Origin of the sequence: Sphingomonas adhaesiva, from assembly GCF_036946125.1 — a bacterium.
GTDB classification, from domain to species: Bacteria; Pseudomonadota; Alphaproteobacteria; order Sphingomonadales; family Sphingomonadaceae; genus Sphingomonas; species Sphingomonas adhaesiva_A.
In genome coordinates this window covers 508,945-523,733 of record NZ_JAQIJT010000002.1, presented here as the reverse complement: position 1 = coordinate 523,733, position 14,789 = coordinate 508,945, and the positions used below count along the sequence as shown (strand labels likewise).

Below are 14,789 nucleotides of genomic sequence, written 5' to 3'. Positions count from 1 at the left end.
TCCGGGTCAGCGCGGGGCGTAGGTGACGGTGTCGCCGATCGCGACGCCGAGGGCAGTGGCGGCGACGGGATCGATCGCGACCCCGTCATCCTGCGGCGCGACGGTGCCGAAGCAGCATCGGAACGCCGCCAATCGGCCGCTGGCGACGATGCCGGGCGTACCGATCGCACCGATCGCACCGATCGCCCGCAAGGGAGCGGTGCGCGCGTGGCGGATCGTCGCGATCTCGTCCGTGGCGGCGGTCACGGTCGGGCCGCCATCGAACAGGTCGATATAGCGGTCGTGGCGAAAGCCTTCCTTCTCCAGCAGCCGCAGTGCTGCGCGGCCCGACGGGTGCGGCACGCCGACCACGTCGCGCGCGGCGTCCGGCAGCATCGCCAGCAGCACCGGCGTCTGTGGCATCAGTGCGGCTAGGACATGGGTGCCGTGCGCGGCGTTGAACGCATCGGCCTCGGCAAAGCCGATGCCGAAGAAGCGCGCGGCGATCCCGTCCCAGAACGGCGCACCGCCATCGGCGTCGACCACGCCACGCAGTTCGGCAATGGTCCGGTCGGCGAAGCGTGCGCGGTGCATCGCCATGAACAGATAGCGGCTGCGCGCCAGCAGCGTGCCGGCCCCGGCGGCGCGCGCGTCGCTGCGCAGAAACAGCCCGCCGACCTCGCTGCATCCGGTATGATCGGTGCAGATCGTCAGCGTGTCGGTCTCGATCGCGCGGTCCAGCCCCGCGCACGCCTCGGACCGGCGGTCGATGCGATAGCTGTAGAAGGGCGTCGTCCCGCCAATCTGCGAGAATATCTGGCAGGTGCCCTGCACCTCGACGCCGTCCTCCAGCACGAACAGGAAGCGATCGTCGCCGACCACGTCCCGATCGCAGCCGAAGGCGGTATCGGCAGCGTCCAGCCGATCGCGCAGCTTGTCCCGATCGGGCGGCAGGTTGACGAACCCGCCCCCGGTGCTCTGCGCCATTGCATAGAGGGCGGACAGATCATGCCGACCCGCCGCACGCAACACCATCGTCACGACCGGGCGATACCTTCAACATCCAGCAACGGGCGCAGCGCATCCCAATTGCCGGCCGCGCCGTCGGCTTCGAAACTGGCCATCGGATAGGCGCAGTAATCGGCGGCGTAGAAGGCGCTCGGCCGGTGGTTGCCCGAATCGCCGATCCCGCCGAACGGCTGTGCACCTGCCGCCCCGGTCGTCGGACGGTTGCGGTTGACCACGCCTGCGCGTGCCTCGACCACGAAGCGCTGCCACAGCGTATCGTCGGCAGTGACCAGCCCGGCGGAAAGGCCGAAGCGGGTGTCGTTGGCCGCCGCGATCGCATCGTCGAACGACGCCACCCGGTGGATTTGCAGAACCGGCGCGAAAATCTCGTCATCGGGCGCGGTGATGCCGGTCATGTCGAGCAGCGCGGGGGTGACGAATGCCGCCGTACGCCCCTCGACCGCGCCCAGCGGCACGATCGCACGCCCGCCCATCGTCATCAGCCGGTCGACCTGTCCGCGCGCGGTCTGCGCAGCACGGTCGGAAATCAGCGGCCCCATATAGGGTTCGGGGTGGTCGTCCCAGCGCCCGATCGGCAGGCGGGGGATAAGCGCCGCGACGGCATCGACCACCGCATCGCCATATGCGCCGCTCGGAACGATCAGCCGTCGCGCGCACGAACAACGCTGTCCGGTCGTGACATAGGCCGATTGCACGACGATTGCTGCCGCTTCCTCGACATCGCCGTCCCACACGACCAGCGGGTTGTTGCCGCCGAGTTCGAGTGCGAGGATGACGTCGGGCCGCTCGGCGAAGCGCCGCCGGAAATGCGCGCCGGTCGCCGCCGATCCGGTGAACAACAATCCGTCGATCTCGGCATCGACCAGCGCCGCGCCGGTGTCGCGCGCGCCTTGCACCACTTGCACCACGCCGTCGGGCGCTCCGGCCGCGCCCCATGCATCGACCATCGCCGCACCCACCGCCGGGGTCAGTTCCGATGGTTTGAACACCACGGCGTTCCCCGCGAGCAGCGCGGGCACGATATGACCGTTGGGCAGATGGCCGGGAAAATTGTACGGCCCCAGCACCGCCATCACGCCATGCGGGCGATGCCGCAGCACCGACGCGCCGAACGGCATCGCGCTCGATCTCTCGCCCGCGCGATCGGCCTGAGCAGCGATCGACAATTCGACCTTGCCGATCATCGCGCCGACTTCCTGTCTGGTTTCCCACAGCGGCTTGCCGGTTTCGCGCGCGATCAGTTCTGCCAAAGCGTCACTGCGTTCCTTCAGCACGCCGGCATAGGCGCGGACCAACGCAACTCGTTCGTCGAGCGCGGTCGCACGCCACCCGCGAAACGCCGCCCGCGCCCGCGCGACCGCCGCCGCGACATCGTCGGCGGTGGCGACGGGGCCGGACCAGACCGTCCCGCCCGTCGCCGGGCAGGTCGACGTGAACACCGACATCACGCCGCCTGCGCCAGCGTGGCCTGCGCCGCGACACACGCCGCCTCCAGCCGCGTCACCGCCTCGGCCACTTCCGCCGCCGTGATGAGCAACGACGGCAGCAGTCGCACGCAATTCTCGCCGCCGCCCGCGACCAGCAGCCCGTGGTCGCGTGCCACGCCCATGAACGCGCGGTTGTTGGGGATCATCTTCAGACCGATCAGCAGCCCCTTGCCGCGCAACTCGGCGATCACGTCGGGAAAACGGCTGCGCAACCCCTCCAGCCGGTCAAAGAAATCGGCGCTGGCGGCGCGCGCATTGGCAAGCGTGGCGTCATCGGCGATCGTGTCGAACGCGGCGATGCCGACCGCCATCGCCAGCGGATTCCCGCCAAAGGTCGTGCCGTGGATGCCGGGCGTCATACCGCTGGCCGCATGATGAGTGGCAAGGCAGGCGCCGACCGGGAAGCCCGATCCCAATGCCTTCGCCAGCGCCATGATGTCGGGTTCGGCGCCGTCGAACCACTGGTGCGCGAATAGCTTGCCCGTCCGCCCCATACCGCTCTGCACCTCGTCATGGATCAGCAGCACGCCGTGCTGTCGCGTCAGGTCGCGCAGCCGCCGCAGCCAGTCGCCCGACAGCGCCCGCGCGCCCCCCTCGCCCTGCACCGGCTCGACGATCACCGCCGCCGTGGTTGGCCGCGCAATCGTTTCCTCAATCGCCGTCGCATCGTCGAGCGACAGTTGCACGAAACCGGGCAGGCGCGGGCCGCAGCCCTCCATATATCCCGCATTGCCCGACGCGTTGATCGCGGCATAGGTGCGGCCGTGGAACGACCCCGCAAAGCCGATCACGTCGATCCGCTCGGGCTGTCCGTCCACGTGATGATGACGGCGCGCGGTCTTGATCGCGCATTCGACGGCTTCGGTGCCGGTATTGGCGAAGAACACGACATCGGCGAACGATGCGTCGACCAGCCGCTGCGCCAGCGCCTCCTGCCCCGGGATGCGAAAGATGTTGGAGACGTGCCACAGTTTTTGCGCTTGTTCGGTCAGTGCCGCGACCAGTTTGGGATGCGCATGGCCAAGCGCGTCGGTGGCGATACCGGCCACGCAGTCGATGTAGCGCCGCCCCTCGGTATCGGTCAGCCACACGCCCTCGCCATGGTCGACCGCGATCGGCGCCCGGTTGTACAGGTTCATCAGCGGATCGGTCATAAGCGGACTCCTATATTCGCAGGCGGCATCAACCGGCGAAATTGATCACCCGCCTGCGATGTCACCGGCCTGTCCTATCGGCCAATTCGGACGAGGCGACAAACGCAATGGCCTCATCTGTTCATGCGCAGATGGAATGTAGAGGGGGCGACTATTTCCCGTTCGCATCGCGCTTGGGCGGTGCTGGGGGGCAACCAGTGCGCAGACATGGCAGGCTGGCATCCCACGACAGCAGGCGCACGACCATGTCGCCGGGCTGCGTCCGCGGATCGGTACCCAACCCTGCGACCCGTGCGTCGAGCGGCGCGGTAAGCGTGGCGACCGGGCGGCCGAACGGATCAGTGACGACCGCCAGCACATCGCCCTTCTTCACGAATTGGTTCAGCTTCACCCGCACCTGCGCCCAACCGCCGCGCGGGCTGTCGACATTGGTGACGAGGTTGCCGAGGAACGGCGCCGGATCGCGCAGGTCGGGCCGACCGGGCAGCATCCCGCGATCGACCATGACGTTGCGTATCCCGCGCAGGCCCCGTTCGATCATCGCGCCGTCGAACACCTCTGCGCCGCCCAGTTCATAGGTGACGGCGGGGATGTCGTTGGCGACCAGCATATCCTCCACCGCCCCGTCGATCCCAGTCTGGATATAGACGCTGTCGGGGCGCAGCAGGTCGGCGATCCGCCTGGCGGCGGGCGTCGCGACGAAGACGTAGGCGGGATAGGTGCCGCCGCGTGACTGGGTATGCAGGTCGATCGCGAAATCGGCATTGCCGACGATGATCCGCGACCAGAGCCGTCCGGCATAGCGCTTCGCCGCGTTGCCCTCGTCGCCATGCGCATGGATATCGCGTGGGATCAGGCGGTTGAGATTGTCGCCCCCGCCGTTGTGGCCGCCGGTGAAGGCGCGCGTCGAGTTGCGCAGGCCGGGCGCGTTCAACCCCGGCACCGCGATCAGCGTGCCCGACAGCGTCGCCGGATCGATATCCTCGACCAATTGCTGGATCACGCCGATCCCGTTCAATTCGTCGCCATGGATGCCGGCGGTCAGCAGGAAGCGCGGACCGGGCTTCGCGCCCTTGATGACCACGACCGGCACGAAATAGCCCTGTCCGACGTCATTGTCGTCGATCCGCACCCATAGCCGCGTCTTGCCCGCGGGGAGGCGTGCCAGGTCGAGCCGTTCGACCACCGGCGATCCGTCGATCCGGTCGCCCGGGTCGGCCATGGCGGGCGCCGCCATCGCCAGCAGGGTACCGAGCAACATAGTGCCGATCCGGGGCGCAATGCCGCGACGGCGGAACAGGGCGATGGGCATGATGGTCGGTCCCCCAGGATGTCGATGTCGTGCCGGTACGGCGCGCGCACCATTCCCGTCTGCGTGCCAGCCGGGGTGCGGGCGGCAAAACAATATTCCGTCATGTCCAGATGCGTAGCGATCATCGTTCGCCGCTTCGCGCTGGCGTCGCAACAGCATCGCCACGCGCCACTCCCCCTACCCACTCCCCTTCCCTCAACCGTCGCCCCAGCTGCCACTGTCATCTTTGCCCCCCGTTTCGGCGGACACGCTGGGTTAGCCGATCATGCGCTGCTCTGCTTGGTCGGGCGTGAGATACCCGATGGCCGAATGTATGCGGTGCCGGTGGTAGTAGCCCCCGATGTATCCGAACGGCGCCTGCCTCACCTCGGCCTGCGTCGTCCGTCGGCACTGATGGACCAGTTCGACCTTGAGGGTGTGGAAGAAGCTCTCCATCGGGGCATTGTCGTAACAATTGCCGGCACGGCTCATCGAGGGTACCGCACCCATCGCCGTCAGATGGTCGACATAGGGACCAGCTGCGTATTGCGACCCACGATCGGAGTGGCAAATGAGACCTGGCGCTGACCTGGGTCGCGTCGAACGGCATGGCCAGCGGCATCCTGGGCGCGACCAACAGCCTGGTCGGGTCAAGCGCGGGCGACCTGGTCGGGTCGAAGGATGCTGTATCGAACACGACGTTCGACGTGCTGGCCAGCGGCAACGTGCTGGTGCGTAGCCCCAATTGGGGCGGCGGGCGCGGCGCGCTGACCTTCATCAATGCCACGACCGGGGTCGTCGGCGCGGTGTCGGGCACGAACAGCCTGGTCGGCACGATCACCGCCGCCACCAACGGCAACGGGCGGCGCGGCGATTCGGTCGGCAGCGAAGATGTCGTCACTCTGGCCAACGGCGACGTCGTCGTCCGTAGCCCCTTTTGGGCCCGCAAGGGCGGTGCGCTGACCTACGTTTCGGCCACTACCGGGCTGCCGGCGCTGGGCGTGCTGGGCAGCGGCAACAGCCTGGTCGGCAACGCCGGTTTCACCTACACCGCGACCGATCAATACGCTCAGGGTGGTCCGGCACCCATTTACGACTTCTATAACGGCGATCAGGTCGGCAGCGCGCATCACCCAATTGTCGAACGGCGACCTCGTCGTAATCGCCGCGAATTGGGGTCACGGCCGTGGCGCGGTCACCTACGCCAGCGGCGCAGCCGGGCTGACCGGCGTGGTGTCCGCCAGCAACAGCCTGGTCGGCGCAACGAAGGGGACCGGCGATACCAGCAGCGGATCCGAAACCTACTTCACCGATTTTACCGGCAAGCGCGACTGGTATGGCGGCGACAATGTCGGCAGCGGCGGCGTCACCGAACTCGCCAACCACGGCTTCGTCATCTCCAGACCGAACTGGTCGACCAATCGTGGCGCCACCACTTTCTATGCCAGCGGCACGACCGCGCTGTCGGGCGTGATCAGTGCGTCGAACAGCCTGACCGGCACGACCGCCGGCACGGCGACCGGCTATAACAGCATCCACACCCAAAGCATCTCCGGCGGCGATGCCGTCGGCGCGGTGACCGCGCTGGCGAACGGAAACTATGTCGTCGCCAGCAGCAGCTGGAACGGCTCGCGCGGGGCGGTGACGGTGCTGGACGGCACTACCGGCCATACGCTGACCGGCAGCAACGGATCGAGCGGCGACACGGTGTCGGCGAGCAACGGCCTGGTAGGCGGCAGCGCGGGCGACAAAGTCGGCCTCGGCATCGTCAAGCTGGCGGGGACCAGCGACGTCATCGCCACGGCGCGCGAATGGGGCAGCGGCAAGGGCGCGGTCACCCGCGTCAGCGGCACCGCGGGCATGGCCGCGACCGTATCCTCGGCCAACAGCCTGGTCGGCACCACCCCATATGAAACGAGCCCGCTGGGTGGCGACAACGTCGGTAACGCGGTCACCGCGCTGCCTAACGGCGCCTATCTGATCCTCAGCCCCAATTGGAACAAGACGCGCGGCGCGGTGACCTTCGTCGCGGCGGGCGGAACGATCACCGGCACGATCAGCAGCAGCAACAGCCTGGTCGGCACGACCGGCGCGGAGGGCAATGCGATCTATTGCCCCAGCTGCGTCAACGGCACCCCCGACATGTTCGGCGGAGACTATGTCGGCAGCGGCGGCGTCACCGTGCTGGGCAACGGCAACGTCCTGCTCGCCAGCCCGAAGTGGTCGCAGCAGCGCGGCGCGATCACATTCATCAACGGCACCACCGGCGCACTGGTCGACGGCACCGCCTCGACGACCGGCTCGATCTCGGCCGCGAACAGCCTGGTCGGCACGCAGGCGGCGACCCGCTACGTCAGCAGCAAAAGTCGCTACGGCAACACCGTCGGTCAGCGCTACTGGGTCGGCGGCGATCAGGTCGGCAGCATTCCGGAAGGTGCGTCGGCCCCGGTCGATCTGATCGGCAACGACCGATTCCTGCTGATCAACAACAATTGGCACAATCGCACCGGCTCGGTCACGCTGGGCAAGAGCGATGGCACCTTCGCGGGGGGCGGCGTCTTCGCCGGGCAGGTCGGCGCTGCCAACAGCCTGATCGGCTCGACCGCCAGCACGCTCTACACCCCGTCCGACCTGACGCAGGAAAATTACAGCCTCAGGTACAACGGCGATCGGTTGGGATCAGATAGCTACAAGGTGCTGGCCGATGGCCGCATCGCGATCTTCAGCCCAAATTGGTCGGGGACGCTGGGTGCCACCACGCTGATGAACGGCACGACCGGGCTGGTGGGGGCGGTGTCCGCCGGAAACAGCGCCGTCGGCACCGTGGCCGGCGACCAGGTCGGCTATGGCGGCACCTACAACACCTACGAACTGACCAACGGCAAGACGCTGTTCGTTAATATCAACGCCGTCGGCACCGCCGGCGCCGTGACCGAGCTGGCGGCGGGCGCCGCCTTCACCGGCACGCTGGATGCGACCAATTCGCTGGTCGGTGCCGGGGCGGGCGATGCGCTGGGTGCCAACGGCGCCATCCTGCTGCCCAACAACCGATACATCATCAGCAGCTCCTTTGCGAGCGGCGGCCAGGGAGCGATCACCTATCACGACGGCACCACGCCGCTGACAAGCACGATGAGCCTGCGCAACAGCTTCTACGGCGATGCGTCACTGCTGTCGTTCTCCGGGCTCGGCTATAAGCTGGCCGCGGCCGGCATGCTGCTGATGAACTTCAACGCGGAGGGGTCGGGCCGGGTCACTCTGGGCTTCGCGGATCCGACCGGCTGGACCTATGCGCGCGCGGCGCAGTCGCAGCTGACGATCGCACCGTCGCTGATCGAACGGTCGCTGAACAACGGCACCTTGCTGATCCTGCAGGCAAGCAACGACATCACCATCAACGATGCGATTGCCACCTCGGCCAACGCGACCGGCAATTTGACGCTGGAGGCGGGGCGCAGCATCGTCGCCAATGCTAACATCGGACTGGGTGCCGGCGCACTGACGCTGCTCGCAAACAACAGCTTGGCCCATGGCGTCGTCGATGCATATCGCGATGGCGGCAATGCCGCGATCACGCTTACCGGCACGTCGATCGCCACCGCGGGCGCGGTCTCGATCACCCTGGCGGCCAGCACCGACAAGACCAACAATGGCGCCGGCGACATTGCGCTTGGCACCATCAATGCGGGCACCGTCGACGTCCGCAACCTGGGCTCCGCGGGCGGCGCGCTGACGCTGAACGGCGCGATCACCGCCACCGGCGCCAACACCTCGATCCTGCTGGCCACCGGCGGCGCGTTCGTCAACAACGGCGGCGCCGCGGCGCTGTCACCCGGCGCGGGACGCTTCCTGGTCTATTCCGCCGATCCGCGAAACAACACGCTGGGCGGCCTCACCGCGGACGGCAAATTCTACGGCCGCACGCTCGTCACCAACCCGCCCTCCAGCCTGTCGGCGAGCGACGACCTGTTGCTCTACAGCGTCGTGCCGGTCCTGACCGTCACCGGCAACACCACGGTCGGCTATGGCGATGCCGCGGGCAACGTCACCCCCACCGTCACCGGCTTCATCGACGGCGATACGCGCGCCACCGCGCTGTCCGGGGCGGCGGCCACCAGCACCAGCTACCACGCGGGTGACGCGGTCGGCGGCAGCTAAGCGCTGACGATTGGACAGGGCACGCTCGCCTCGCCGCTGGGGTATGCGATCAACCTCGTCAACGGTACGGTGACGGTGACGCCGAAGGTGCTGACGCTGGCGCTGACCGGGTCGGTCGCCAAGCAGTACGACCGCACCACCTCGGCCACGTTGGCGCAGGGCAACTTCCAGCTGACCGGCCTCTACGGCAGCGAGAGCATCTCGATCGGCGCGACATCGGGTACCTATGGCACCGCGAACGTAGGCACCGGGCTCAGCGTCACCGCGGCGCTGTCGGCGGGCGACTTCACCGCGGGCGCGGGCACGTCGCTGTCAAACTATGTGTTGCCGACGGGATCGACCTCCGCGACGATCGGCACGATCACGCCTCGCCCGCTGACGCTGGCAGGACTGGCGGCGGTCGACCGCATTTACGATGGGACCACCGCGGTTTCGCTGACCGGCGGCACGCTGTCGGGCGTGCTGAGCGGCGACACGATCGGGGTCAATGCCGGCACCGGCACGCTCGCCGACCGCAACGTGGGCGTCGCGAAGGCGGTGTCGTTGTCGAACTTCACGCTGACCGGCACGGCGGCGGGCAATTACACGCTCACGCAGCCCAGCGGCCTCACCGCGACCGTCGCCGCCAAGCAGCTGGCGCTGGGCGGTGTGGTGGCGCAGGGGCGCGCCTATGACGGAACGACCGCGATCGCGCTGACCGGCGGCACGCTATCTGGCGTGATCGGGTCCGATGCGGTGGGTGTGGCGGGCGGCACCGGCACCTCGGCCAGCCGTAATGCGGGCACGCACTCGGTGTCGGCGAGCGGTTTCGCCCTCAACGGCGCGGATGCGGGCAATTACGTGCTCGCGTTGCTGCCGGCCGGCCTGTCCGCGACGATCACGCCGCTGGCGGTGACGCTGTCAGGCGTGAGCGCGGTAAACCGCAGCTACGACGGCACGACGGCGGTGGCGCTGACCGGAGGGACGCTGTCGGGGGTGATCGGCAGCGATGCGGTCGGCATGACGGCCGGCACCGGCACGCTAGCCGACCGCAACGTCGGCGTCGCCAAGGCGGTGTCGCTCACCGGCTTCGGGCTGACCGCCACCATCACCGCGAAGCAACTCGCACTTACCGGCGTCATCACCCAGGCACGCGCCTATGACGGCACCACCGCGGTTGCGCTGTCGGGCGGCACGCTGTCGGGGGTGATCGGGTCCGACGCGGTCGGCGTCGGCGTCGGCACTTCCGCCAGCCGCAACGCTGGCACCCAGGCGGTCACCGCGAGCGGCTTTACGCTGAATGGTGCGGACGTGGGCAATTACGCGCTGATCGGCCAGCCGAACGGCCTGTCGGTGGCGATCGCGCAGCGCGCGGCATCGCTCTCGGGTGTCACTGCCATCGACCGCAGCTATGACGGCACCACCGCGGTGGCGCTGACGAATGGCAGCGTCACGGGCGTGCTGGGCGGTGATACGGTGTCGCTGGTGCAGGGCACCGGCAGCATGGCGGACCGCAACATCGGCACCGGCAAAACGGTGAGCGTCACGGGCTTTGCGCTCAATGGCGCGGATGCGGCGAACTATGCGCTGGGCGACGTACCCAACACACTGTCAGTGAATATCGCCGCCAAGATGCTGAACCTGACTGGCGTCGCCGCGATCGACCGCAGCTATGACGGCACGACCAACGTCGCGCTGACCGGCGGCACGCTGTCCGGCGTGATCGGTTCGGATGTCGTCGGCCTCGTCAGCGGCACCGGCAGCCTCGCCGACCGCAACGTCGGCATCGCGAAGGCGGTCGCCGTTACCGGCTTCGCACTCAACGGTGTGGACGCAGGCAATTACGTGCTTTCCGCGCAGCCGAGCGGTCTGACCGCGACGGTCACCGCCCGCCAATTGACGCTGAGCGGCGTCACGACACAGGCGCGCGCCTATGCCGGCACCACCGCCGTGACGTTGTCGGGTGGCGCATTGTCCGGCGTCCTCAACGGCGACGCGGTGAGCGTTGCCAATGGCACCGGGACCGCCGCCAGCCGCAACGCCGGCACGCAAGCGGTCAGCGCGAGCGGCTTTGCGCTAAATGGCGCGGATGCGGGCAATTACGCGCTCGCCGGTCAGCCGAGCGGCCTGTCAGTGACGATCGCGCAGCGCGCGGTATCGCTCTCGGGTGTCACTGCCATCGACCGCAGCTATGACGGGACGACTGCGGTGGCGTTGACGGATGGCAGCGTCACGGGCCTCTTGGGCGGCGACGCGGTCTCGCTGGTGCAGGGCACCGGTAGCATGGCGGACCGTGACATCGGCACCGGCAAGATCGTCAGCGTCACGGGCTTTGCGCTCGATGGCGCGGATGCAGCGAACTACGCGCTGGGCGGCGTACCCAGCACGCTGTCGGTCGACATCGCTGCGAAGGCGGTCAGCGTCACCGCGCTCGACCGCAGCTATGACAGCACGACCAACGTCGCGCTGACCGGCGGCACGCTGTCCGGCGTGATCGGCCCCGACGCCGTCGGCTTGGTCACCGGCCTCGGCAGCCTCGGCGACCGCAACATCGGCGTTGCCAAGGCGGTGACCGTCACCGGCTTCGCGCTCAACGGCGCGGACGCGGGCAATTATGTGCTGACCGGACAGCCCGGCGGCCTGACCGCGACCGTTTCCGCGCGTCAGCTGACGCTCGACGGCGTCGCCGCACAGGCGCGCGCCTATGACGGTACCACCGCGGTCGCGCTGTCGGGCGGTGTGCTGTCGGGCGTGGTGGATGGCGATGCGGTCGGCGTCACCGCCGGTACCGGGAACGCCGCAAGCAAGGATGTCGGCACGCGTGCGGTCACCGCAAGCGGCTATGCGCTGAACGGCGCGGACGCGGGCAATTACGCGCTCGCCGGCCAGCCCGGCGGGCTGTCGGTCGTGATCGACCCCGCCCGCCTGTCGGTCGCGCTGGTCGCCGGCTCGGTGTCGAAGACCTATGATTGCACCGCGACCGCGGCGCTGACCTCGGCCAGCTACCGCATCCAGGGCGTCGTTGCCGGCGAGTCGATCGGCATCGCGCAGACCGTGGGCACCTTCGCCGCCGCCAATGCGGGCCGGTCGCTGCCCGTCTCCGTGCTCCTGTCGGCGAGCGATTATGTCGCCGGCAACGGCACGTCGCTCGCCAATTACGCGCTGCCTACCGGCAGCGTCGCGAGCGCGGCGGGGACGATCCTGCCCGCTGCGCTGCTGGTGCGCGCGGACGACAAGACGCGGATGTCGGGCGATCCGATGCCGGTACTGACCGCCAGCTACAGCGGCTTCGTCGGCGGGGACACGGTCGCCTCGACCGGCCTTGCGCCGACGCTGTCGACGGATGCCACGATGCAATCGCCCGCGGGCAGCGACGCCATCAACGTCGCGGGCAGCCAGCTGGCGAACTATGTCGTCACCTATCGTCCCGGCACGATGACGGTCACGCCCGCGCCAGCCCCCGTACCGTTGCAGGCACTGGTCGCGACACAGCCGCTCCAGGCGCTCGCCGCCACGCCGGTGGCGACGCCGTCGACAACCGGAGAGGTCGCTATCAGCACCGGCGTCGCCACCGCCTTCGTGCCGGTCGCGCCCGCGGTGCCGATGACCGTCGGCGACGCCAACGCGACGCTGACGATCCAGGATCGCAGCGTGCAGGGTGCGAACGACTACGCCAATTCCTTCGTTTCCTCGCTCAAGCTGGAGTCGCGCAAGTGAAGCGCCTTGCTCATGCCGCCTGCCTGACGGGCACCCTGTTGCTCGCCACCGAGGCCGCCGCCCAGGTCGTCCCGCCGCCAGCGCAGGTCGATCCCGGTCGCGTCCAGCAACAGCTGGCCCCGCCGCCGCAGCCGCGGACCGCCCCCGAGATCGTCACGCCCGACATCCCGGAGACGATCGCACCGGAGGCCGCCGCCAACGTCCGGCTGACCGTGCGCGCCATCCGTGTCGAGGGCAGCACCGTCTATCCCGCGGGCGCGTTCGACGACCTGATCCGCCCACTGCTGAACCGCGAGATCACGCTGGCGGACGCCTTCCGCCTCGCCGATGCGATCACCGCGCGCTATCGCGGTGACGATTACGTGCTGTCGCGCGTGATCGTGCCCGCGCAGCGCGTCGAGGACGGCGTGCTGCGGCTGCAGGTGGTCGAGGGTTTCGTCAGCAAGGTCGAGGTGCAGGGTAAGGCCAGCCGTGTCCTGCGCCGCTATGCCGATGCGCTCACCGCCTCGCGCCCGCTGCGCGGCAAGGTGCTGGAACGCAATCTGCTGCTGATGAACGACCTCGCCGGGGCAGAGGCGCGCGCGGTTCTCTCGCCCGCGCCCGACGTGCCGGGCGGGTCGCTCGTCAAGGTCGTCACCACGCAGAAGCCGGTCGACGCCTATGCGGGGATGGACAATCACGGCAGCCGCTACATCGGCCCGATCCAATATTATACCGGCGTCGCCACCAACGACGCGCTGGGCCTGGGGGAGCGGATCGCGCTCAATTATGCCGGCGCCGCGCCGACCTCTGAGCTGCAATATGTCAGCGGCCAGGTCGACGTGCCGCTGGGCGGCGACGGCCTGCTGCTGAGCACCAGCGCAGGCTACAGCCATTCGCGCCCCGGCTTCGTGCTGAAACCGCTGAACGCCCGCGCGGACGGCACCACTTTGGGGGCACGACTGGGCTATCCGCTGCTGCGCTCGCGCGCGCAGACGCTGCGCGTCGGGCTGGCGTTTCACTATCTCGACAGCCGCTCGGTCATCAACGACGCGCCGTCGCTGACGCCCTCGTCGCACGACCGCATCCGCGCGCTGCGCCTGAACGCCAGCTACGACATCGCGGATCGCGCCGGCGGGCAGAACCTGCTGGTGGCAGAATACAGCCAGGGCCTGTCGGTGCTCGGCAGCCTGAGCGAGAACCGCTCCAACCCGTCGCGCCCGCGCGCGCAAAACGGCTTCCACAAGCTGACCGTGGAACTGTCACGTCGCCAAAACCTCGATGCGATTGGCCGCGGGCTCGCGCTGTACGGCGTGGTGAAGGCGCAGACGTCGTTCGGCGGCTCGCTCTTCTCCTCCGAGCAATTCGGCGTTGGTGGCGCGATGATCGGCACAGCCTACGATCCGTCCGAGATCATCGGCGACAAGGGAATCGCGGGCCGCGTCGAGCTGCAATACTATACCGGCATCGCCGCGGCGCAGCTGGGGACGCAATTCTATGGCTTCTACGATGTCGGCACCGTGTCGAACGAGGTAGTGCTGCCAGGGGAATCGCGCACCAATTCGCTGTCCTCGGCGGGCGGCGGTGTGCGTTTCGCTCTGTCGGGCCACGTCTCGGGCTATGCCGAGGTCGCGCAGCCGCTGACCCGTGACGTCCAGGCACGGCGCCTCGCCGGCCTGGATCCCCGCGCGACGCGGGCGTTCATGGGGCTGACGATCCGGTACTAATTCTTGGGTCCCGGCGACTGATCGTGCGGGTTTGAGAGGAACCGGCTTGGGTCGTCTGTCCATGCTTTACAGATCGCTTCGTAAGGCGAGGACCCACGCCGGGGCTCAAAGCGGCGAGCGACATTGTAGGTTGAGGTGACTTCCCAAATGACCTGCCAGGGCCTCGCTCTTGAAGAAGAGCGAGGCAGATGAAACTCTGCGCGGCGCCGCGAAGTGAGGGGCTGGGCTGCCAGCCAACCCGAACCGGCGCGCTGACTCATATGCCGAGAAGGGAAGACGGCAGTCCCAA

At 68.4% G+C, this 14,789-nt stretch carries 7 protein-coding genes and 3 pseudogenes; 5 read left to right on the top strand and 5 right to left on the bottom strand.

All coding sequences use genetic code 11. From position 1 onward, the window contains the following. Positions 1 to 6: 6 nt before the first annotated feature. The 5 genes and pseudogenes from PGN23_RS08780 to PGN23_RS08760 all read right to left on the bottom strand — a co-directional run. Positions 7 to 1,014, bottom strand: a complete 1,008-nt coding sequence (locus tag PGN23_RS08780; RefSeq protein WP_335304558.1) for an arginine N-succinyltransferase — start codon at positions 1,012 to 1,014, stop codon at positions 7 to 9. A gap of 2 nt (positions 1,015 to 1,016) precedes the next feature. After that, the gene (gene astD / locus PGN23_RS08775; RefSeq protein ID WP_335302506.1) at positions 1,017 to 2,453 is read right to left on the bottom strand and encodes a succinylglutamate-semialdehyde dehydrogenase; all 1,437 of its coding nucleotides are present in this window, start codon (positions 2,451 to 2,453) and stop codon (positions 1,017 to 1,019) included. Next, on the bottom strand, positions 2,453 to 3,649 hold the full coding sequence (locus PGN23_RS08770) for an aspartate aminotransferase family protein (RefSeq protein ID WP_335302505.1): 1,197 nt from the start codon (positions 3,647 to 3,649) through the stop codon (positions 2,453 to 2,455). Before PGN23_RS08770 ends, astD begins: the two co-directional genes overlap by 1 nt. Before the next feature lie 151 nt (positions 3,650 to 3,800). Beyond that, entirely contained in the window at positions 3,801 to 4,961 is a 1,161-nt protein-coding gene (locus PGN23_RS08765; RefSeq protein WP_335302504.1) for a succinylglutamate desuccinylase/aspartoacylase family protein, read from the bottom strand. 255 nt (positions 4,962 to 5,216) lie between these two features. Beyond that, a pseudogene (locus tag PGN23_RS08760) lies at positions 5,217 to 5,537 on the bottom strand (IS3 family transposase); the annotation flags it as partial. Between the two features lie 11 nt (positions 5,538 to 5,548). On the opposite strand from PGN23_RS08760, the pseudogene PGN23_RS08755 reads away from it, so the two are divergent. From PGN23_RS08755 to PGN23_RS08740, 5 genes and pseudogenes are all read left to right on the top strand, one after another. Next, positions 5,549 to 5,962 (top strand): annotated as a pseudogene (locus tag PGN23_RS08755) (hypothetical protein); the annotation flags it as partial. A 52-nt stretch (positions 5,963 to 6,014) separates the two neighbouring features. Continuing rightward, positions 6,015 to 6,152 (top strand): annotated as a pseudogene (locus PGN23_RS18435) (hypothetical protein); the annotation flags it as partial. Positions 6,153 to 6,170: 18 nt separating this feature from the next. Further along, positions 6,171 to 9,098: a beta strand repeat-containing protein gene (locus PGN23_RS08750; RefSeq protein ID WP_335302503.1), complete on the top strand. Its 2,928-nt coding sequence runs from the start codon at positions 6,171 to 6,173 to the stop codon at positions 9,096 to 9,098. A gap of 69 nt (positions 9,099 to 9,167) precedes the next feature. Beyond that, the gene (locus PGN23_RS08745; protein ID WP_335302502.1) at positions 9,168 to 12,794 is read left to right on the top strand and encodes a beta strand repeat-containing protein; all 3,627 of its coding nucleotides are present in this window, start codon (positions 9,168 to 9,170) and stop codon (positions 12,792 to 12,794) included. After that, the gene (locus tag PGN23_RS08740) at positions 12,791 to 14,500 is read left to right on the top strand and encodes a ShlB/FhaC/HecB family hemolysin secretion/activation protein (RefSeq protein WP_335302501.1); all 1,710 of its coding nucleotides are present in this window, start codon (positions 12,791 to 12,793) and stop codon (positions 14,498 to 14,500) included. Before PGN23_RS08745 ends, PGN23_RS08740 begins: the two co-directional genes overlap by 4 nt. Positions 14,501 to 14,789 lie beyond the last annotated feature (289 nt).

Bases quoted from the DNA above. Each gene is read 5' to 3' on its own strand.
- PGN23_RS08780 (WP_335304558.1), bottom strand. From the start codon at position 1,014: ATGGTGTTGCGTGCGGCGGGTCGGCATGATCTGTCCGCCCTCTATGCA.
- astD (WP_335302506.1), bottom strand. From the start codon at position 2,453: ATGTCGGTGTTCACGTCGACCTGCCCGGCGACGGGCGGGACGGTCTGG.
- PGN23_RS08770 (WP_335302505.1), bottom strand. From the start codon at position 3,649: ATGACCGATCCGCTGATGAACCTGTACAACCGGGCGCCGATCGCGGTC.
- PGN23_RS08765 (WP_335302504.1), bottom strand. From the start codon at position 4,961: ATGCCCATCGCCCTGTTCCGCCGTCGCGGCATTGCGCCCCGGATCGGC.